This window comes from Amycolatopsis antarctica, from assembly GCF_002262875.1.
GTDB lineage: Bacteria > Actinomycetota > Actinomycetes > Mycobacteriales > Pseudonocardiaceae > Amycolatopsis > Amycolatopsis antarctica.
Window position 1 is genome coordinate 1 of the sequence record NZ_NKYE01000026.1, and the last position, 20,457, is coordinate 20,457.

Consider the following 20,457-nt stretch of genomic DNA (forward strand, 5'->3'; position numbering starts at 1 on the left):
CACCTACCACCGCCGACGCCGCCAAGCACGACTCGGCAGATTGACCCCCATCGAGTACGAAGCCATCATGACCCAGACCGCCACAACGGCGGCCTAACCTGCTGTCACAGAATCATTCAGCAGCCCCTTCCCCTTTCGCTCGCTCGTGGCTGTATTCGATGACGTGTGGATACCCCTCGATCCGCATCGGCGGACCATGCGTGCGGGAACACGCGGGCGGGAGCGGCGTGGATGAAAGTCCCACCCGTACCGCTCTCGCAATACCATTCCGTGCACGCACGTGTCCGGTCAGTGACGAGGGGATTCGATCGGTGGGGGCTCCGCGCACGCCCAACTTCCGCATGCGGCAACTCGGCCGCACGCTGCGCCGCCTGCGTGAGCAGGCCGGGTTGAACCAGAACGAGGTGGGAGACCGGCTGCGTTTCTCGAACTCGAAGATGAGCCGGGTCGAACAGGGCCGGTTGTCGAACTACCACGAGTTCCTCGCGTTGCTTGATCTGTACGGCGTCATCGTCGCCGACTACAACGAGTACCTGACCATCTTCGACCGGGCCAACGAGAAGGGCTGGTGGCGTGCGTACGGCCTGGACGATCGCGGTTTCGTCAGCATCGAGGCCGATGCCTCGGTGGTGCGAAACTACGAACTCGGTTTCGTGCCCGGGCTGTTGCAGACCGAGACGTACATTCGGAACAGCTTCGCCACGGCAAGGGTGCCCCTGCGCGGTGAACGGTTGGAGAACCAGATCGCGGTCCGGTTGCGCAGGCAGCTCCGGCTCACCGAGGAGCCCCGGCTGACCGTGCACGCCCTGATCGACGAGTCGGTGCTGCGGCGGCCGATCTGCGATCCCGGCCAGCTCCGGGCGATCGCACAGCGGGCCGCGCTGCCCAACGTCACCGTCCGGGTGTTGCCGAACGACGCCACGGCGCACGGCGGGCTGTACAGCAACTTCATCGTGGTCAACTTCCCGGACGCCGCCGAACCCGGGCTGGCCTACGTCGAGTACGGCTTCGGCTCGGTGGAAATCGAGCAGGAGCAGGAAGTACGCGCTGCTAGGCTGTTGTTCGACCATCTGACCGACCTCGCGCTGAGCGAACGCGACTCCCTCGCTCTAGTCGAGCAGTTGGCGACCGGAACCTAGCCGGAAGAGGCGACTTCCCGATGCCCAGCGTTGACCTGACCGCGGCCCTCTGGCGGAAAAGCAGTTACAGCGGCAACGAGGGCAGCAACGGCAACTGCGTAGAGGTCACCTGGCGCAAGAGCAGTTACAGCGGCGGCGAGGGCAGCAACGGCGACTGTGTCGAGGTCGCCTTCACCGGCCCGGCGGTGGCCGTGCGCGACTCGAAGGCCCCGGCCGCCGGGGCGCTGGCCTTCCCGCCCGCTGCCTGGCACGCCTTCCTGGCGACCCAGCACCCCGGCACCCCCGGCACACACCGCTGAGCCGAACGCGGGTGATCTGACCGGGTGAACCTCCGGTGAACCCGGTACCCGTGGCAGCCGGTTGCCGCAGCATCCGCAGCATGACCTCGTCAGCGAACGACACCCACCTGCCCCCGCCCGCGGAGTGGAAGGCAGGCGTCCCGGTGGCCGCGATCCTGGTGATCGCACTCTGCGCCGGCCTCGCCGTCCTGGGCGCGTTCCGTGGTCTCCCGGAGTTCGCCGCAGCCGATCCGGACGGCACGCTGCTGTTCATCGGTGCGACCACACCGGTCTACCTGGCCGTGGCGTTCACCGTGTTCGCCCAGCGTTTCGCCCCACGCCGGGCGGCTTCCGTCACGACCGGGACGATCGACGAACTCGACGAGCCGGTCACCGTGCTGCCGCAGTCCCGAGCCGGATGGGCATCGGCGCTGGCCTTGGCCGTGGCGCTCCTGCTGGTCGGTGCCTTTCTGGCCAGCGGCCCGATTCTTGCTCTCGTGTTCGGACAGAGTGGGGCCACGGACGGCCTCGTCCAGGGTGCCCTCGGCCTCGCCCTGCTCGCCGGATCGCTCGTCTTTCTCGGCGAGGTACTGCGGAAACGAATCCGGCCCGGATACGTCGCCCTGTCGCCGTACGGCGTGCACTGCCGGATGTGGAACTACGTCGGACTCGCGGCCTGGGACCTCTTCGTCCCGAGCGCTGCCGAACAGCACGGTCCGATGATCGTGCTCGCCGTGCCGGACGGCGACTCGTCCGCCGTGTGGCGGACCAGCCCGTGGTGGCGGCCGGCCGAACTGCGGCTCCAGCCGCACGTCGTCCTCCGCGCGCTCAACCTCGCCGTCGACCCCGTTCTCCTCTACCACGCGATCCGGTTCTACGAGGAATCCCCGGAACTGCGGGCCGAACTGGGAACCCGCGCCGCCGCCGAACGCCTGGTGTCCCAGGACCTGGCCCGACGCTGAGCCGAACGGTCCGGCGAGCGCGTCCGGGCGGATCAACTACCGTTCCAGTTCGCTCCGAACCGCTGGTCACCGGCCATTTCCCCGGTGCTGTCCGGCGACCACACCTGGAAGGCCATCGCCCGCTTCCTCAACGAGGACCGCTGGAACTGATCCCCGGCGGGTAGCGCCGCCGTTCCCTCGCACGGGGGACGGCGGCCCCCTCGCGGCGGGAACCGGATCGTCCCGCGCCCGGCGAGGCTGGGTCCATGACGACAACAGCGGACATCACAGCGCCTCCCGAACCCCGGGATCGGCTTCGCACGGCCAGAATCCTCGTCGGGTACGCGGCGATCCTCGGCACGCTCCCGTACCTGACGTTGAAGTTCTCCTGGCTGCTCGGCAATGGCATCGGCGTGGTCGACGCCGGGTTCATGAACACCCCGGCCGGTTACGCGCTGAACGCGCTCACCGCGGGCCTGGACCTGCTGGTGATCGTGCTCGCGCTGGCGCTCACGCACCGCTGGGGCAGGCGGATTCCAGCCTGGTTGATGCTGTTCCCGATCTGGGTGGGCACCGGTCTGCTGTCGACGATCGCGCTCGCGTTCCCGGCGAGCTCGCTGGTGGAGTTGTTCAGCGCGGCACCCTCTCCGCTCGACGCACCGGATCTGCCGATGGAGCCGTGGGTGTGGGTGGTCGTCTACCTCGGCTTCACCTGGCAGGGCGTCACGCTGCTGACGGCGTTCGCGCTGTACGCCCGGGACCGCTGGGCGGCGGTGTTCACCGCCCGCACGGACGGCGCGCCGATCGACGCGGCCGGCCGGGTCGGCGCCGCGCTGGTCGCCGCCGTCGGTGCGTTGCACCTCGCCTGGGCGTGCGGTCTGGACTGGGGCAACACTTCGGTCACCGACATGACGACACCGATGCGGGTGCTGGAAGTCGTCTACGCGGTGCTGGCGTTCGCGGCCGTCGGCGGTACGGCGCTGCTCGCCCGTCCCGGCAGGCGGTTCTGGGTGCCGATGGTGCCGGCGTGGATCGGGGCGGGAGCGATGTTCGGCTGGGCGGGCTGGGGCCTGCTGGTCAGCGTGGCCAACGCCGTCGACGGTCCGGTGGGCCTGCTGATTCTCGCCGCCCAGTTGCTCGGCGGGGTGCTGGTGGGCCTGTCACTGCTCCGGCGCGCCGCCGTCGTGCAGGGGAACCGGGGCGCGGTCCGTTGACCGCTCACGGGGGACGGTGTGCTGCTGCCAGGATGGGACGCATGGCTTCCACTTCTGGCAACGATGTCCCGGCAACGGCCCCGTCCGGTGTCAACGATTACGACAGCCTCGCCGCCGGGTACTCGGCCGAGAACGAGACCAGCCTGATGAACGCCTACTACGAGCGTCCGGCGACGCTGGCGCTCGCCGGGGAGGTGTCCGGGCGGCGGATCCTGGACGCGGGCTGCGGGGCCGGGCCGTTGTCCGCGGCGCTGCGCGAGCGGGGCGCCGTCGTCAGCGGAATCGACAGCAGTGCCGGGATGCTGGAGCAGGCCCGCCTGCGCCTCGGTGCCGATGCCGACCTGCGCGTCGCGGACCTGGCCGACCCGCTGCCCTTCCCGGACGCCGCCTTCGACGACGTGGTCGCCTCACTGGTGCTGCACTACCTGCGGGACTGGGGGCCGACGCTGGCCGAGCTGCGGCGCGTACTGCGACCGGGTGGCAGGCTCATCGCCTCCGTCGACCATCCCTTCATGATCAACCTCATCCACCGCAAGTCCGGGCCGAGGCCCGACTACTTCGAGACGTACAACTGGACCGAGGAATGGACCAAGGGCGGCCACACCGCCCGGATGAGCTTCTGGAACCGGCCGCTGCACGCGATGACCGACGCCTTCACCGCGGCCGGTTTCCGGATCTCCGTCATCAACGAACCCCACCCGGTGCCCGCCGCCCGCGAGGCGTACCCCGAGGACTTCGACCTCCTGGACACCTTCCCGAGTTTCCTGTTCTTCGTGCTCCATCGCGAGTAGGCCGTGTTTCAGTTAGCGGGTGAGTCCTGGGTGGACAACTCTTCGGCCAGTTCGATACAGCGCAGGCGGGCCGGGGAGAAGTCGTAGGGCATCTTGCCGATGGCTTCGAACGCGCTCATGGAGTCGGCGTCCCGCTTGCCAGAGCTGAGGTCGGCCTCGTCCTCGCCGTCATCGGCGGTAGCAGGGTGCACAGCGTCCCAGGCGTCGAAGAGGGCCTCGTCGTCCTTGTCCAGGCCGGACTCCTCGATGGCGGCGTGCAGGGCGCTTTCGAAGGCGTGCCGCTCGACGGCCACTTGAGCCACCCGTGGATCATCGACGGCGACACTGTCATCGAGTGCCTCCTCGGCGTCATCGATGCGGTCGGAATCCTCGCGCAGAGCGGGATGCGTTGCCAGGACGATGAAGCGGGTGGCCTGGACGGCCGCGCCGAGCGGGCCGAAGATCCGCTCAGTGACCAGCAGAGTGTCCAGGTCCGCCTGACGCAGGGCCCCTTCGGGCAGGCTCCTGAGGCGTTCGGTGACGAAGTCGGAGAGCAGGCCCAGCCGACTGCCCTCGGCGCGCATCCGCCGCACGGCGATCCGTTGCCGCCGCACTTCCGCCTCCTGCTCGGTGAGGGTTTCCTCCAGCCGCTCCAGGATGCCCGCGATACCGTCTCCGCTGTCCGCGCCGGCGGAAGCCATGCCGGTGGTGAAGGCGTCACGGATGTCGTCCAGGGCGATCCCGGCGTCGGCCATCTTGCGAATCCACAGCAGGCGGATCATGTCCTCGTACCCGTAGCGGCGGCGGTCATCACCGCCCCGCTCAGGCTCGGGGAGCAGACCGATCTCGTGGTAATGGCGAATCGCCCGTGGCGTGCTGCCGGCGAAGGCTGCCGCGTCACCGATCTTGACCTGGCGGGGTGGGATGAAAGACGAATGCATGAGCAGGGGCCTTTCCTCAAGGGATCGGGACGTAAGTCCACTGCACCACATGCCGCTACGGAAGGTACAACCCTGCACCCACCGCCCCGCGCCACTGTCGGGAAATGCGCCTTACCTCCGTAGTGACCGCGGGGCCGTAGTTTCCTGCTTGAGACGGCTGATCCCGCATTCGATCGCGTGGCCGGATCGACCGGCTCGGGAATCGTGCGCCCAGCCCGCCGGAATCAGCGGTGGCGCAGCGTCCAGACGACACGGACCACGAACACCACGGCCAGCAGCGCCACGATGGAGATCTGAACCCACACGGTGGCCTCCTCTGGCGGTGCCAGGTCTGCGGTACGTCAAACGATGGTTGCCGATTCGGCACATCGATGCGGGACGGACCCAGCCGACACGGCCGATCCCACCCATTCGGGTAACAACCGACTCTACGCCCGGACGTGTGGGACCGCTGTGTTCGCGAGCGTCCACACGCGATGCGGATCGAGGTCCAGCGGACGCTGCGGCGGCTCCGGCCGCACCCGGCGCAGCAGCACCTGCTGCACCAGCGCGCTCGGATGGTCACCGGCACACACCTGCCGCCAGAAGACGTGGTCGGTCAGACCGTCCAGCAGCGGGTCCTCGGTCCAGCCGCCGAACCCCTCGACGACCTCCCGGCGCACCAGGTAACCGGTGCCAAGGTACGGCAGCGTCGCCAGCCGCCGCGACTCCGGCGGCAGGGCCCCGACCAGACCGGACACCGGGTCGCCCACCGGCGTGTGCACCACGTCCACCTCGCCGGACGCGCCGAGCAGACGCTCCAGCAGATACCGCGAGGCGCGCATCCCCGCGTCCAGCACCAGCAACCAGGACGCCGTCGACTCGCCCAGCAGCGCGTTACGCGAGGTGCCGCAGCCGATCGGGGAAGTGTTGCGCAGCAGGCGGTACGGCCGTGCCGCCGGTACGGGACCCACGCCGTCGTCGGCGACCAGCACCTGCCCCGGCAGCACCGTGCCCGCCAGCAGATCGCGCACCAGCGGGTCCGGATCGGGCTCGCCGGGACGCCGGACCACCAGAACGTCCACATCGGACCGCTCGACCTCGGGGAAAACCTTGCCGGACAACGGTTCCGACCACTCGCCGGCGCATCCACGACGAGCGGCCACGGTCCGCTGCCCGAGCTGCACCGCCCGCGCCACCGAAGAGGCCGGTGCCGGAACGCCGGCGGAGCCGTGGAAACGGGTGTCCCAGGACGGCGTGTCGATCGCCAGATCCCCGACCGGGGAGCGCATTCCGGCCGCGACGGCCCCCGGCGCAGACTCGACCGGCGGGCCTGCCGAAGCGCCGGACACGATCGATCGCGCCATCTCCACCAGCATCCGCGCCGAACCCGGCAGGTCGAGCTTGCGGACGAACTCGTACGCCGCCGCCCGCAGTTGCCGTTCCCGTTCCGGTTGCCCGGCCAGTGCCGCCGCCACCGTGCCCAGCGTCTGCGGGCGGGCGATCACCAGGTGCTCGCCCGGCATCAGTGGGTCCAGGTCCGCCGACGGCTCCGACACCAGCACGCAACCGTTCGACATCGCCTCGAGCGCGCGCACCCACTCGAAGGTCTGCTTCTGCTCGCGGTGCAGGTTCAGGATGAACCGCGAACGCGCCAGGTGCTCGAACTTCTCCTTGCCAGGCAAGAAATCGACGCGACGGTCCACCATCATCTCGTGCGGCGGGGTGAGCAGCCGGACGCGCAGCGCGTCCAGATCGCGCCAGTACGAGGACAGCAACTGTGAACGCCTGCGTTCCGCCGTGCCGAGATAGGTGACGTCGACCTCGCGCGGACTGTCCAGGTCGCCACCCCAGACGTCCCACAGCGGGCTGTAGCCGAGCTGGAAGTGTTCCACCGCGACACCCCGGCGGCGCAGCTCGGCCGTCGAGTCGTGGTTGATGTCCACGGCGGCGGCCAGCGAACGGACCAGCGTGGCGTTGCGCTCGAAGGTCGCGGTCCCCGGATGCTCCACACAGAAACCGATGGTGCGGCGGCAGTCCTCGACGCCGGGCTGCGACTCGTCCGGCGTCAGCACGAAGTACTCGTGCGGCACCACCACGTAGACGGTGTCGGAGGCGGCCTCCGGGTAGGCGCCCACCGCGGTCCGTGCCCGCCCGCCGACGCCGCGCACCGCGTCCGCCACGACCTCCAGCAGCTCCTCCATGAACGCCGAGCCACCGGACGCGGACACCAGGCAGATGTCGGGAGCGGTCACGAGCGCTTCAACCGGGTCCGCACGGCGCGCAACGGCGCGGTGACCCGCCAGCTCACCGTCTGCTTGTGCGCGTCCAGCTCGGCGGCGATCTCCGCGGCCCGGCGCTCCGCGGCGGCCGAGGCCACCGGCTCGGCCGGTTCCGTCGAGGCCACCGGCTCGAACTGCCCGGCGGCGAGCGCCAGCTCGGCGTCCAGCACGCGCAGTCGCAGTTCGTCGCGTTCGGTACGGCAGCCCGCGAGTTCGGCCCGCAACGAGTCCCGCTCCGCGCGCACGGTCGCGATGTCACCGTCCAGTGTGGACACCCGAGCGGCGAGTTCGGCGCGGTCGGCCTCGCCGCGCTCCAGCTTCTCGCCCAGCTCGGCGACCCGCTCCGTGCTGCTGGCCAGGTCCTCTCGGCCGCCGCCGGTGACCGTGCGCAGCTCGTACTCGGTGTCGGCGAGCTTGCGCTTCAACCGGTCCTGCTCGGCGGTGAACACCTCACGTTCCGCGCGCAGTCTGGTCAGCTCGGCGCGCACCCGGCCGGGCAGTTCCGCCTCGTTCTCGGTCACTGGTGGCTCCCTCGGTCGCAGTGTTCGCCCTTCGCGGCGAGCTCGGAGAGGATGTCGGAGTACTCTCGCGCGTAGCCGGCGGGCGGCAGCCAGTCCGCAAGTTTCCGGTACGCGGCCTGGGCCATGTCCTGTCTGCGCTGCGCCGGAGTGTCCAGCACGCGCAGCAGGGCGGCGGTGATCGCGTCGACGTCGCCGGTCTCGAACAGCCAGCCCGACTCGCCGTCGGTGATCATCTCCCTGGCGCCGAACACGTCGGTGGCGGCGACGGGAATCCCGCAGCACACGGCTTCCAGGATGGACCTCGGCAGGGACTCGATGTCCGAGGAGTTCACGAACACGTCCGCCGCGTGCAGCCACGGTGTCGGGTCCCGCTGGATCGGCACCAGGTCCACCCAGTCGCCGAGCCCGTCCCGCTCGATGGTCTCGGCGAGCGCCTTGCCGTACGGCGAGGCGTGGTAGCCGACGATGCTCAGCCGCGCGTTCGGATACGCCCTGCGTACCGGTTCCATCGCCGCGATCAGCGGGCCCTGCCCCTTGCGCGACTCGACGACGCCGATGTTCACCAGCAGCGTATCCTCCGGTTCCAGCTTGAGGAACTGCCTTGCCTGCCAACGGGTTTCCGCCCGGGTGCGGCCACCGAACTTCGCCATCGGCGTGCCGTAACGGACGGTCCGGCAGCGTTCCGGCTTGCTGTAGGGCAGGAACATCTCCCGGGTGGCGTCCGCGACGAACAACAGCATGTCGGTCTCGGCGAGCGCACTCTCCCAGCTCGACCACACCGCGGCGGGCGGGGTGTGCGGCCCCCAGTTCTGGTAGGCGAAGTCGGGCAGCGAGAAGCTCTCGTGGATCACCCACGCCGTCGGGATGCCCGCCCGGATCGCCGCGTCGGCCGCGGGGAACCCACCGAGGGTGTTGATCAGCGCCACGCCCGCGCCGGAGCATTTCGCCAGCCTGGCCAGCTCGCCCACGTGTCCCTCGTACTGCGGCACCGAGGAGTTGCGGTAGTGCGTCGTCAGGTGCACTCCGACGCCGAGTTCCTCGCAGTCGGCACGTAGCGGCCCGTCCGTCTCGGTGACCAGCGTCGCCTGCCAGTCGTGGTCGCGCACCAGCCTGCCGAGCAGTTCCTGCAACCAGAGCTGGCCGCCGCCGAGGGCCAGGCTGTGCGTGAAGATCAGCAGGTGCCGCGGGTCGGTCGGCACGCTCACCCGCGCCAGCGTGCGGCGGGTGTGCGCGCCCAGTTCCTCGGAAAGGGCCGCGTCGTCCGGGTCGGCGGGCGGATTGCTGAGGGTGAACGTCGTCGCGGGAGAGATCCACTCGCCGACGCCCGCCGTGCGGTACCGCACCCGCAGCGTCACCTGCCGGTCCTGTCCCGGCGGCAGTTCCACCGGGACGCGCGCCTCGAAACCGCTGATCGCGGCCTCGCCGAAGTCGCCGAAAACCTCGGCGGCGTCCGGTCGCGGCAGCCGGGTGCGGGCGCGGACCGTGCCACCGCCCTCGACCATCACCTCGACCAGGCTCGGTGCGCGACTGTCCAGCAGCGCCCAGCCGACGACCATCACCACGTTGCCCGGCGAGTCCTTCAGCGGCGTCGGCGCCTCCAGCTCGCCGATCCACAGCGGCTCCTCGCCCGGCCGCCTGCCCACCGTCACCGAGGCCGTCGTCAGCTCGGCGCCGGGCGGGCTGGACACGGCGATCGGGTGCGTACCGCTGGGCACCGGCCGTTCCGGCTCGGCCCGCCAGCCGAACGCGCCCTCCGGCGCACCGTCGACGATGGCGGGCGACACCAGCGCCTCGCGGTTGCCGATCCGCACGTCGACCTCGTCGACGGAGCCGATACCGGTCGTCCAGCCGAGCAATTCGAAATGGTGGGCGACCTCGCGGGACGGCGTCAGCACGCCCGCCGTGCGCATCGTCGTCATGCCCTGCCCTCGTTCCCGGCCATCATGCCTCGCCGTCAACTCCGCCGTCCCCGGCCCTGCCGTCCCCGCTGCTGCTGCCGGGTGCCCTGTCGTCATGGGCCAGGTCGCCGTGGACCCTGCCCGCCGCGTCCCGGCGCAGCACCAGCACGTCGTACTGCTCGCCGAGCCCGGCCTCCTCGTAGCCTGCCAGCCGGAGGACCCCGCCCCGCAGCAGGCGTCGCACCGCCTCGTCCGCCGAGGTCAGCGTCAGCGACCGGTTCGCCAGCCGCGGATGGGCTGCATGTCCGAACCCGCGTGCACGGTAGTCGGCCAGCGCCCGCCGCACCGCCGGAACGGGCAGATCGTGACCGATCCGGCCCTGCGCCAGCAGTTCCGCCGCCCGCCTGCCGGGCACGGCCAGCACCGCGAGCCCGTCCTCGCGCAGCGCGCCGGCCAGCCGGGCGGCCACCCGGTCCCACCCGGTCGCGTCCGCGTAACACAGCGCCCGGCCGCACCAGGCGAGGCCGATGTCCGCGGGATCGCTGCTCGCCGACGCGCCGAAGGTCTCGGTGCTGAACCGCAGCGCGGCCGGATCCTCTTCCATGGCAAGGAGTTCGGCGTCCGGGAAGGCCGCGCGCAGCGCGCGCAGGACCGGGCCGTGTCCGCAGCCGAGGTCGAGCACGCGAGCGGGAGTGTCCAGCTCGGCAGCGCCCACAGCGCGCAGGATCATCCGCAAGGCCGCTTCGGTGGCCTCGAAGTAGCCGGAGATGCTGCCGTAGAACCGGTCGTCGTCCGGTGCGATCGTCCGGTCCAGCACCGACATCGCCCGGCCGACCGGATCGCTCGCGTCCTCCGCTTCGGCCGGACGGTGGGTCACCCGAGCGTCCAGCCGCTGCCGCCACACCTGGCGGATCGCGGCACTCAACTCCCCGGTGCCCGCCGACCGCCCGCAACTGCCGACGGTGGCGAAGTGCACCTCACGCTCCAGCGCGTCGTCCACAAAGGACGGTCCGATTCCGGCGACGACGCCCAGCCAGGCCGCCAGTTCCCGCATGGTGCTGCCCTCGGCGGCACCCGTCCAGTTCGCCTCGGTCAGGTAGTGGGCCAGCACCAGCAGCCCCCGCTGGGTCACTTCGGGGATCCCCGCGCCCGCGTGCTCCCACTCCAGATCGATCGGCCGTAGTACCGTCCCGTCGACGAGAACGTTGTGCGGCAACAGATCCCACAGCGCGGGACCGACCTCGGGGGCCTGCTCGGCAAGCAGGTCGCGCCAGCGGCCGAGCAGTTCGCCGGAGCGCCACGGCTCGTCCAGCAGCACGTCCGGGATGGTCGGCGCGTCCACCACCGCATCGGAGCACTCCCGCACCGAGATGCCCTCCACTGTCGGCGGGCCGGGCAGCAGCGGACGACGCAGCACCCGGGCACCCTCGCCCTCGCGGAGCACCTCCGCCATCGTGGCCCAGGGCGCGGCCCGTTCGGCCGTGTTGAAGTACGTGGCGAGCCGGTCGGACGGCCAGAGCGGAGAGCCGGTCTCGCCGTGCACGGCCAGCACCACGAAGCCCCGCCAGTAGTCGGTGCCCGGCTCCCCGGCGAGTGCCGCCGTCAGCCTCGGGTGCACGCGGGCGATCTCCTCGGTGAGCACCAGCCGGGCGAGCCGTGGATCGGGCAGGCAGCCGAGCACCGTCGCCGAGGAGAAACCGGCCGCCCGTACCGCCGCGCGCACCGAATGCCTGCCCAGCCGGAAGGCGTCCACAGTGGACTCCGCGGGGACGATCGGCAGGCAGAGCGTGCCGCCGGGACGCAGGTGCGGCCGGGCCGAGGTGAGCACGTCCGGTACGGACTCGGCGGCGACCACCAGGTCGTACCCGCCCTCCGGCGGCGCGGGCAGGATCCGCACGCCGGGCAGACCCTCGACGCGTCGCCGGGCGATCGCGGCGAGCTCCGCGTCGGGCTCCACCGCGTCCACCGCGTCGACCGTCTCACCCAGATAGCGGGTCAGTGCGCCGGTGCCCGCGCCGAGTTGCAGCACCCGCGTCTCGGCGGGAATGTCCAGCGCTCGCAACAGGTTCGCGGCACCGTGGTCGAGATGCGGACGTTCCGCGGCGGCACGGGCGGCGAAGTGCAGCTCGTCGCTCAGCGCCGTCCGATCGGTCGCACCGGCGATCAGCGCCCCGACGAACGCCGTCGTGGCGTCCGCCGCCCGCCCGCCTGGCACCGGATCAGCCGACGGGGAACTTCTCGAGCATCAGCTTCACGGCCCGCTGGTACTGACCGCTCAGCGAGGCCTCGTCGTCACCGGGCTCCTGCGCCACGTCGATGCGGACGAGGTTGCTGCCGGAGACGTACGTACCGCGGTAGCTCGCGGCCTGCCCTGGCACGAAGTTCTTGTGGAAGACGACGTCCTGCGGCAGATCGCCCAGCTCGGGGATCAGCGTGTAGCCGTTCTCCTCCTGGAACTGGCGGAGCTGCGCGGCCAGTTCACCCGCGGTCGAACCGTTCGGCAGCGGCACCACCATCAGCGAGAACTTCTCCGCCTTCGGGCCGCTCTCGTCCGGCGCCTTCTTCGAGCCGCGCCACGCGACCTCCTCCACCGAACGGGTGCTGAGGAGTTCGCCCTCGGCCTCGGCCATGATGCCGGAGCCGGTGACCGTCGACAGGTCGAGCAGACCGGTGTTCTTGTCCGCCTGGCCGGGCGGCTTCGGCAGCTTGTCGAGAAGCTGCTGGTTCGGGCTGGCCGGCGTGGTGCTGCTCGGTGGCGGCGCGGGCGGCGGGTTCTGCGCCTGCGTCTGCTCGGGACCGGAGGGCCCGTCACCGGAGCCGCTGAACAGGAAGTACCCGCCGACGCCGAGCCCGGCAAGCACGAGCACCCCGACGATCGCCAGCACGGCGATCCGGCCACCCTTGCCCTTCGGCGGGCGCTCCTCGAAGACCTCCGGGCCCTGCTTGGCCCAGTCGGCGCCGGAGGAGGGCGCGATCGGCGGGAAGTCCGAACCGCCCCAGGGTGGGCTCAGGTCCTGTGCCGGGGCGTTCCACGGCTGCTGGTGGTTCTGCGGGTGCTGCTGCCCGAAACCGCCAGGGGGCGACTGGGGCTGCGCGAACCCGCCCGCCGGGGACGCAGGGTGCTGCTGCGGCGACTGGTAGGCGGGCGGCTGCGTCTGCCAGGCGGGCACGGCCTGCGTGCGCTCGGCGCTCAGGTCCTGCGCCGGAACGACCTGGGTGGCCTCGGCGCTCGGCTGCGGCGGATTCTGCTGCGGGGTGCCGTGCGGCGGGCTGACCGGCGCGATGATCTGCGTCGAGTCCGCGGTGTTGCGGCCCGCCTGGCCCTGCTGCGCCTGGTACTGCTGCGGCTGCTGGGCCTGGGGGGCTTGCGGAGCCTGCTGCGGCTGGGCGGAGTACTGCTGCTGCGGATAGTGCTGGGCGGCCTGCGGGGCGCCGGACTCCCCGTGCGCGACGGCCGAGGAGAGCACCTGATCGCGGCGAACCCGGTAGTCGTCCGCGGACAGACGGCCCGAAGCAAGCTCCTCGTCAAGCTTGCGCAACTCCTCCTGCCACGACACCAGGAGCCCCCTATCCATTGATCCGGGCCGAATGATTCGAGTCGCCCGATACGCCTAGTACGGTGACCTCGCATATTGTGCATGGCCCGCACGGTGACCGCTGGAGCGGGTCGAATCGTGATCCGCTCGGAATCTCCGGTTCACCGGGTCGCCGGAAGCACCTGGCCCAGCGACCCGACCGTGCGCTCCAACCGTGGTGCCAGCGCTCCCGCGTCCGCGTCGAGCGGTTGCGACACCCACACGGTCACCACCTTCTCGGCGGAGGCGTACCAGTAACCGCTGAGCTGCCCGGCGTCGTTACGGCCGGTCACCCCGTTCCCGCCGGCCACCGGCACGCTGGTGAGCCCGGACGCCACGGCCGTCTCGGCGAGGTAGCCGACCACGGTTTCGGCCGTCCGTGCGTCCGTGGTGGGCAGGACCAGCACCAGGTAACCCTCCGGTCCTTCACTGGAACCCCGGTAGATCACCTCGGTAGCCCCGTTGGCGGTGAACATCTGGCCCGCCTCGGGTGAGTAGAGGCCCAGTTCCGCGCCCTTCGCCACCGACATCGTCGAACTGTCCGCCGCGGGGGTGCCCGGCAGCGCGGGAAGCTGCTCCTCCAGCGTCAGTTCCTCCGGCGGTGGTGCCTGCGAGCTCGGCGGCGGCTGGGCGGCGGGCTGCTGCTCGCCGCGGCTCAGCCACCAGGCACCACCGATGATCAACGTGAGCACCACGAACAGCGCGAGGCTGACGAAGATCCACGACGGGCGGCGCTTCGTCTGCTGTGCGGGTACCTCCGGCTCACCGCCGGGCGCGGGGGGTTCCTGCGGCGGCTCCTGCGGGGGCATGGCCGGAGGTATCGCCGGGGGCCGTTCCATCTGCTGCCGGGCATGGGGCGGGGCCTGTTGCTGGGCGGGCGGCGGGGCCACCTGCCGGGCGGGCGCCGGGTTGGCCTGTTGCTGGGCGGACGGCGGGAACGGGTACTGGGCCGTCGACCCGGCCGGTCGCGCCGCCGGATACGGCAGTGCCTCGGTGCGGTTGGCGTCGGCGGGGCTGGGCGCGCTCGTCGGACGTGCCGTCCCGAGCAGGTCGGCGACGGGCGGCCGGAGCGTGGGCGGCGGCGTTCGCACCGGCGTGGTCAGTTGCTCGTGCGGGCCGGGCAGATAGGCGGCGGGCTGGTACGGGGCCTGCGACGGCAGGGGCTGCTGCTGGGTGACCTGGCCGGACGGTGCCTGCTGCTGGTCCGGTTCCCTGACCGGCTGCGACACCGGCTGGGTCTGCTGTTCGGGACGGCGGACCGGCTGGGTCACCTGCGGCTGCGGACCGGGCAGCGGGGCGGGCGTGGTCGGCTGCTGGTTCGCCGTGGGCTGCGGTCGCGTCTGCTGCGCGTGTACCGGCGGGACTGTCTGCGCGGTGTGCGGCTCGGTGACCTGGGGGGCCTGCGGTTGGTGCGGCCGGGACGGTGGCGTCTGTTGCTGCTGCGACTGCCGGGGCTGGGATGGCGTGGGCGTCGCCTGGCCGGTCGTGTTCGGCGCCTTCTCCCCAGGGGCCGCTTCCGGCGGGGCGGTCGGGCGCGGTTCGGTCGCCTGCGCCTCCGGGGGCTGCCCCGGCGGGTCGTCCCGGCCGGGGTTGGTGCTCTGCCAGCGCGGCGACGCCACCGGGGAGGCGCCCGTGCCGCCGGAGGCCTCGGCGAGCAGGTCGTCGCGCTTCCTGCGGTGTTCGCGCTGGTCGATGTGACCGGCCGCCAGATCGGCGTCGAGCTGCTGCAGGTCCTCCTGCCAAGCCATCTGGTGAACCCCCGTCGTGGTCGTGGCCACCGGTGCGGCCGGCCACCAGGATATGCGCGCCGACAACCGGCTGGTACCCGATATGCCTGCGTACAGTGGAAGCATGTCGTGGTTTGGACGAGACAAGACGAAGACAGTGACGGCGGACGAGGCCCTTCCCGGACGGGACACCCCGCTGGTCGTGCCCGAACGCCACGTCGTCAACCCGGACCGGCGCATCGTGCCACCGTTCCCGGACGGTACGCGAACGGCCGTGTTCGGTCTCGGCTGCTTCTGGGGTGCCGAGCGACTGTTCTGGATGACCGACGGCGTCTACTCCACCGCCGTCGGATACGCGGGCGGCCACACGCCGAACCCCACGTACGAAGAGGTGTGCAGCGGCCGGACCGGGCACACCGAGGCCGTGCTGGTGGCCTACGACCCGGCGCGGGTGAGCTACGAGACGCTGCTGAAGGTGTTCTGGGAAGGGCACGATCCGACCCAGGGCATGCGGCAGGGAAACGACGTCGGCACCCAGTACCGCTCCGCGATTTACTACACCGACGACGAGCAGAAGGCCGAGATCGAGACTTCCCGCGCGGCGTTCCAGTCGGCGCTGCGCCAGTCCGGGCACGGCGAGATCACCACGGAGATCGGTCCGCTGCGGGAGTTCTACTACGCCGAGGACTACCACCAGCAGTACCTGTACAAGAACCCCGGCGGCTACTGCGGGCTCGGTGGCACCGGGGTGTCGTGCCCGGTGGGTCTCGGGGCGGAGTAGCCGGACAGAGGCGATCAGTGCGGTGGTTCGGCTCCGGAAGCGGAAACCACGAATCAGCCGCTCACGACCGGTGATCAGGTAACTCCGCGAGAAACGCGGCGCTGGGATTCTCGACGATCACCGACTCGCCGTCCGGTGAGGTCATCGCGCCGATCAGTCTTCCCATGCTGCCCCGCACGAATGGGAAAGCCGCCAGCGGCATCAGCACGAAACCGCCGACGGCCACGGCGGCGAGCCATTGCATCCCATCGGTGAAAGCGCCGACGGCCAGCGAGCCGACGAGCGCCGCCAAGCCACCGAAGAACAGCGCGGAAGCGACCGCCAGCCAGCTCGTTCGCGTACGCACGCACACCGCGCACAGCGGCCAGCCTTTGACGTCGATCACCCGGACCTTGCTGGCGTGCTGGGCGAGCCGTTCGGTCTGTGAGAACACGTTGGCGAAGATCCGTCTGCCCTCGATCCGCACCTTCGACTGGAGCGCGAAGTCTTTCCGCCTGGTCGCCGGCCGGCCGTGCCGGGTGCAATACCGCGGCAGGTTTCCGGGCCGCGCGACGGAATCGGAGGGCAGCATGACCCGATCCGTTTCGTACGACACGAAGCCTCCCGGGAAAAGGTACGAAACTGACGGCGGCGGCGAGTCTAGCTTGTTACTCTCCTGCCACCGACAGGCGACGGGAATGGGGCTCGATGAGTGGTTTTGAAGCCGACGCCAAGGTGATCGGCGAATTCGGAGAAAAGCTGGACGGGCTCGGTTCGGACGCCAAAGAGGCGAAGACGTACGCCGAGGACTACCTCCAGGCAAGCCGGGGAGAATCCGGGATCTTCCAGACGATCGTCGGAGTACTCGACGATGCCAGGGAAACGCTCGGCAACAACTACGAACGGCTGCGGAAGCTCCAGGAAGCCGCGGCGACCGAAGTGGACAGGGCGGCGATGATGTACGACGACACCGACAAGGCCGCGGCCGAGCGCATTGACGGCACTTACCCCGGCGCAGGCGAGTGACATGGGAGAATCACCTGCGGCACGGCTTCAAGAGCCGATCCCCTCTGATCCGGTTCCCGACCTGGTCGAGAACGTGCTCGGCGCCAGCCAGTACATCAGTGTGTCCTATTGGATCGGCGAGGCCATCGAGTTGGTCTGCGGGGTGAACCCGGGCGAATGGGTGGCCGAGAAGTTCGCGGGTGACTTCGAGGCCGTCCAGAAGGCAGGGGTCGCCGTCGAGAATCTCGCCATGTTCAACGGTGATTTCGCCGCTGCCATCAACAAGGGCCTCAGTGAGGTCGCCGACGGCTGGGGCGGCAACGCCTACGACACGGCGAACGAGTACTTCAGCAAGGTCGCGACCACGATCGACGGGCAGGTCGACACCCTGGAATCACTGGGACGCGACATCAAGGAAGTCGCCGTCGGTATGTACGAGACCGCGAAGGGCGTCAAAGGTCTTCTCGACCAGTTGATGGACCTCCTGATCGCGATCGGGATCGAACTCGCGGCGGCCGCGGCGAGCAGTTGGACCGTCATCGGTCCGATCCTCTCCGGCGCCGCGGCGGTCGCGACGGTCACGAAGGCCATGGGAGTGTGGGGTCAGGCCCTCAACGCCCACACCACGGCGTGGAACTCGGCACAGGCCTTCGTCGGGGTCGTCGCCGGCTACCTGGGCGCGCTGGACGACGCCGATCTGAAAGCGTTGCCGGAAGGCAATTACGACCACCCTGGAGTCAACTGATGAGCCGTCCCGAACAGGAGCACACCCTCGATATCGCCCACGGCGACGCCGCGCTGTCGAAGCACCTCAAGAACTCACTGGGCACACTGAAGGACAAGGTCGACGACCCGGAGTTCAAGCGCATGGTCGACGAGATCACCTCGGGACGCCGCAGCCTGCGGGACGTCGTCGGCACGGCTGTGTTCGCCCGCGCACTCGACCCGCTCGTCGAGCGGGGCGCTGAAACCTACCGGGACCTCTCCGAGGAGGAGAAGGAGAAGCTCGGCAGGCAGGGCGAGGACCAGTTCGAGCAACTACGCGAGGAGATCGAGAATCCCGAGCGTTCGGACACCGCCGACGATGATGGCGACGAGGACGAGGACCTCGGCGACCGTAGCTGGCTTCGCTGAGCCGACCTCTCGACGGGCGACCGAACAGTCGTACGCGGGACGGGATCAGTTCCCGTGGTGGTAGCGGCAGGCGGCGATCAGGATCCGATCCTCGGCGACCTTGTAGATCAGCCGGTGTTCGTCGGTGATCCGGCGCGACCAGTAGTCGTGGAAGCCGTGCTTCAGCGCTTCGGGTTTGCCGATACCTTCATTGCCGTTACGGCTGATGTCCTTGATCAACGTGTTGATCCGTCTGAGCACTTTGCGATCCTGGGTCTGCCACCACAGGTAGTCTTCCCACGCCGACTCGTCCCAGACCAGTTTCATTCGACGAGATCGTGCGGCGCGCCGCCACCGGACTCGAGTCGTTCGATGGCCCCGATCAGTCGCCGGGCGTTCGCCGGGCTGCGCAGCAGGTAGGCCGTTTCCTTCAACGATTCGTAGTCGTCGAGCGACACCATGACCACCGGTTCGTGCCCGGCTCGGGTGATCACGACCTCTTCCCGGTCGTTCGTGACGGAGTCGAGGGTTTCGGCGTATCGCGCCCTGGATTCCGAATAGCTCATAGTTCTCATCGCACACCCTCCTACGTACAGAAAACTGTACGCTTCGGTCGCGTTCCCGGCAATGTAGGCCCCACCTCGTACTACGGCGCCTTGTGGCCGAGACCGCCCAGCACACAGGACATCTGCGAGCCGGGTACCAGGCCGGTGACCGGCTCCGGCTCGTCGCCCTCATGCACCCAGTCCGGTATCGGCACCAGGCCGGGCTCGGCGAGCGCGAAGTCGCCGAAGAAGCCGGCGATCTCCTCGTGCGAACGGAACGACGCCGGTGTGCTCGACTGGTCGTACTGCCGGACGAGCGGGCGCAGGTGTTCCAGTTCCGCCTCCGGCACCCCGGACTCGGTGACGTGCGACAGGATCAGGCAGGAACCGGGCGGCAGCAGCTCCCGGTACTCCGCGACGGCGGCGTGCGCGTCCAGCTTCGGCGGCACGAAGTGCAGCATCGCCACCATCAGCAGGCCGATCGGCTTGCCGGGGTCCAGCACGCCGGTGGCCAGCGCCCGCGCCCACACGTCGTCCACATCGCGCATGTCGCCGTGCAGGACGGCGTGCCGGTGCCGGTCGCCGTGTTCCTCCAGCAGCATCCGGGAGTGCGCGACGGCGACCGGCTCGCTGTCGACGTAGACGCACCTGCTGTCGCCGTCGGCGGCATCGGCGACCTCGTGCACGTTGCCCACGGTCGGCACGCCGGAGCCGATGTCGAGGAACTGGGTGATGCCGCACGAGGTCGCGTAGCGGACGGCCCGGCCCAGGAACGCCCGGTTGAGCTGGGCGATCGTGCGGACCATCGGGAACCTGCGCAGGGCCTGCTCGCCGAACTCCCGGTCGATCGCCCAGTTCGCCGTGCCGCCCAGCGCCCAGTCGTAGATCCGCGCGGCGTTCGGCCGTTCGAGATCGATGCCCTCGAGCAGGAACCGGTCTTCGTTCACGATGCGTTCCTGTCCCTGGAGTGGATGCGATGGAGTGGATGCGATGCGGCCCAGGTTATGCGCCACGATGGCGTCAGGAATCCGCCTGCCGGACCAACCGCCAGTACTGCTGCTTCTTCCGGTCCCGCACCACCACGCCCAGTTTGGCGAGTTCGTCGCGGAGTTCACGGCCGGAGCTGTCGCCGTCGATCTTGCCGACGTGCTTCTGCCGGGCGGCGAGCAGGGCGTTCGCGCCCGCAGGCAGCCCGGGGGTGTCCGGTACCCACAGCCGGAACTCCGCCAGGTACGGGTCCTCGTCAAGCCACTGGTGACCGTGTTCGCGCAGCGCACCGGTGAGACGTTCGCGGTCGAGGCCGGCGGGTTCGCGGGCCAGCTCCGCTCCGTCGTGCCCCAGAAGTACCAGGTACTTCCCGTCCAGACAGCCCGCGTGCACGGTCCCGGCGGTGAACTCGGAGGTGGAACCCTTGCGCGCCAAGCGAATCCGCTCCGTGTCCACGGTCACCACCAGCGACTCCCACTGACCGATCCCGGCCACCACGATCCCGGCGAGGGCACCCACCACGAGCGCGCCGACGGTCAGCGCGGGCTCGGGCAGCGAGGCGATCAGCTCCGCGGGCCCTTGGAACGGCGCCCACGGCCAGGAAACGACCCACTCCGCGAGCAGCCGCACCAGCCAGCCCGCACCCGCGCCCAGCAGCGGGAAACCGGCCCAGGCCAGCAGCGTCGCCGACGCCGGATCGCGTACCACCGTCTCGGCGCCCCGCCGCGCCTGTCCCGTCACCATCGCCGCCCCCCGATCCGTGCGTCGGCCGATTCCGCGAC

General features: G+C 70.3%; 21 protein-coding genes. 9 read left to right on the plus strand and 12 right to left on the minus strand.

The annotated features are described in order from the left end of the window. The first annotated feature begins 311 nt into the window (after positions 1–311). The 5 genes from CFN78_RS27290 (at position 312) to CFN78_RS27310 (ending at position 4,363) form a co-directional block, all read left to right on the plus strand. Entirely contained in the window at positions 312–1,139 is an 828-nt protein-coding gene (locus CFN78_RS27290) for a helix-turn-helix domain-containing protein (RefSeq protein ID WP_240519730.1), read from the plus strand. Between the two features lie 20 nt (positions 1,140–1,159). Then, on the plus strand, positions 1,160–1,438 hold the full coding sequence (locus CFN78_RS27295) for a DUF397 domain-containing protein (protein ID WP_094866050.1): 279 nt from the start codon (positions 1,160–1,162) through the stop codon (positions 1,436–1,438). 80 nt (positions 1,439–1,518) lie between these two features. Further along, complete coding sequence (locus CFN78_RS27300; protein WP_133116497.1) at positions 1,519–2,379, plus strand: hypothetical protein; 861 nt, start codon at positions 1,519–1,521, stop codon at positions 2,377–2,379. 245 nt (positions 2,380–2,624) lie between these two features. Continuing rightward, positions 2,625–3,572, plus strand: a complete 948-nt coding sequence (locus CFN78_RS27305) for a hypothetical protein (RefSeq protein ID WP_094866055.1) — start codon at positions 2,625–2,627, stop codon at positions 3,570–3,572. A 41-nt stretch (positions 3,573–3,613) separates the two neighbouring features. Further along, positions 3,614–4,363 carry a class I SAM-dependent methyltransferase gene (locus CFN78_RS27310; RefSeq protein ID WP_094866056.1) on the plus strand — a complete coding sequence of 250 codons (750 nt, stop codon included), beginning with the start codon at positions 3,614–3,616 and terminating at the stop codon, positions 4,361–4,363. A gap of 8 nt (positions 4,364–4,371) precedes the next feature. On the opposite strand, the gene CFN78_RS27315 is transcribed toward CFN78_RS27310, so the two are convergent. From CFN78_RS27315 to CFN78_RS27345, 7 genes are all read right to left on the minus strand, one after another. Then, positions 4,372–5,283: a MerR family transcriptional regulator gene (locus CFN78_RS27315; RefSeq protein ID WP_094866059.1), complete on the minus strand. Its 912-nt coding sequence runs from the start codon at positions 5,281–5,283 to the stop codon at positions 4,372–4,374. A 428-nt stretch (positions 5,284–5,711) separates the two neighbouring features. Then, positions 5,712–7,517, minus strand: a complete 1,806-nt coding sequence (locus CFN78_RS27320) for a glycosyltransferase family protein (RefSeq protein WP_094866061.1) — start codon at positions 7,515–7,517, stop codon at positions 5,712–5,714. Beyond that, positions 7,514–8,065 carry a hypothetical protein gene (locus tag CFN78_RS27325; protein WP_094866063.1) on the minus strand — a complete coding sequence of 184 codons (552 nt, stop codon included), beginning with the start codon at positions 8,063–8,065 and terminating at the stop codon, positions 7,514–7,516. Before CFN78_RS27325 ends, CFN78_RS27320 begins: the two co-directional genes overlap by 4 nt. Beyond that, complete coding sequence (locus CFN78_RS27330; protein ID WP_094866065.1) at positions 8,062–9,984, minus strand: glycosyltransferase family 4 protein; 1,923 nt, start codon at positions 9,982–9,984, stop codon at positions 8,062–8,064. The genes CFN78_RS27325 and CFN78_RS27330 overlap by 4 nt, the downstream gene beginning before the upstream one ends. Before the next feature lie 22 nt (positions 9,985–10,006). Further along, positions 10,007–12,178: a methyltransferase domain-containing protein gene (locus CFN78_RS27335; RefSeq protein ID WP_094866067.1), complete on the minus strand. Its 2,172-nt coding sequence runs from the start codon at positions 12,176–12,178 to the stop codon at positions 10,007–10,009. Between the two features lie 4 nt (positions 12,179–12,182). Further along, positions 12,183–13,520, minus strand: coding sequence for a flagellar basal body-associated protein FliL (locus CFN78_RS27340; protein WP_338065558.1), 1,338 nt, complete (start codon positions 13,518–13,520; stop codon positions 12,183–12,185). 140 nt (positions 13,521–13,660) lie between these two features. Then, on the minus strand, positions 13,661–15,286 hold the full coding sequence (locus tag CFN78_RS27345; protein WP_094866070.1) for a hypothetical protein: 1,626 nt from the start codon (positions 15,284–15,286) through the stop codon (positions 13,661–13,663). 103 nt (positions 15,287–15,389) lie between these two features. On the opposite strand from CFN78_RS27345, the gene msrA reads away from it, so the two are divergent. Then, positions 15,390–16,046 (plus strand): peptide-methionine (S)-S-oxide reductase MsrA, encoded by a 657-nt coding sequence (msrA, locus tag CFN78_RS27350; protein ID WP_094866108.1) that lies wholly within the window; start codon positions 15,390–15,392, stop codon positions 16,044–16,046. Between the two features lie 61 nt (positions 16,047–16,107). On the opposite strand, the gene CFN78_RS27355 is transcribed toward msrA, so the two are convergent. Beyond that, positions 16,108–16,641 carry a hypothetical protein gene (locus tag CFN78_RS27355; protein ID WP_240519731.1) on the minus strand — a complete coding sequence of 178 codons (534 nt, stop codon included), beginning with the start codon at positions 16,639–16,641 and terminating at the stop codon, positions 16,108–16,110. A 92-nt stretch (positions 16,642–16,733) separates the two neighbouring features. On the opposite strand from CFN78_RS27355, the gene CFN78_RS27360 reads away from it, so the two are divergent. The 3 genes from CFN78_RS27360 (at position 16,734) to CFN78_RS27370 (ending at position 18,164) form a co-directional block, all read left to right on the plus strand. Beyond that, entirely contained in the window at positions 16,734–17,051 is a 318-nt protein-coding gene (locus CFN78_RS27360; RefSeq protein ID WP_094866074.1) for a type VII secretion target, read from the plus strand. Between the two features lie 73 nt (positions 17,052–17,124). Then, complete coding sequence (locus CFN78_RS27365) at positions 17,125–17,775, plus strand: hypothetical protein (RefSeq protein ID WP_240519732.1); 651 nt, start codon at positions 17,125–17,127, stop codon at positions 17,773–17,775. After that, positions 17,775–18,164 (plus strand): hypothetical protein, encoded by a 390-nt coding sequence (locus CFN78_RS27370; protein ID WP_094866078.1) that lies wholly within the window; start codon positions 17,775–17,777, stop codon positions 18,162–18,164. The genes CFN78_RS27365 and CFN78_RS27370 overlap by 1 nt, the downstream gene beginning before the upstream one ends. Before the next feature lie 45 nt (positions 18,165–18,209). On the opposite strand, the gene CFN78_RS27375 is transcribed toward CFN78_RS27370, so the two are convergent. The 4 genes from CFN78_RS27375 to CFN78_RS27390 form a co-directional block, all read right to left on the minus strand. After that, positions 18,210–18,470 (minus strand): Txe/YoeB family addiction module toxin, encoded by a 261-nt coding sequence (locus tag CFN78_RS27375; protein ID WP_094866079.1) that lies wholly within the window; start codon positions 18,468–18,470, stop codon positions 18,210–18,212. Further along, on the minus strand, positions 18,467–18,709 hold the full coding sequence (locus CFN78_RS27380; RefSeq protein WP_240519733.1) for a type II toxin-antitoxin system Phd/YefM family antitoxin: 243 nt from the start codon (positions 18,707–18,709) through the stop codon (positions 18,467–18,469). Before CFN78_RS27380 ends, CFN78_RS27375 begins: the two co-directional genes overlap by 4 nt. Positions 18,710–18,789: 80 nt before the next feature. Continuing rightward, positions 18,790–19,635: an SAM-dependent methyltransferase gene (locus CFN78_RS27385; protein ID WP_420807936.1), complete on the minus strand. Its 846-nt coding sequence runs from the start codon at positions 19,633–19,635 to the stop codon at positions 18,790–18,792. Positions 19,636–19,708: 73 nt separating this feature from the next. Then, positions 19,709–20,419, minus strand: coding sequence for a YqeB family protein (locus CFN78_RS27390; RefSeq protein WP_205660678.1), 711 nt, complete (start codon positions 20,417–20,419; stop codon positions 19,709–19,711). Positions 20,420–20,457: the final 38 nt, after the last annotated feature.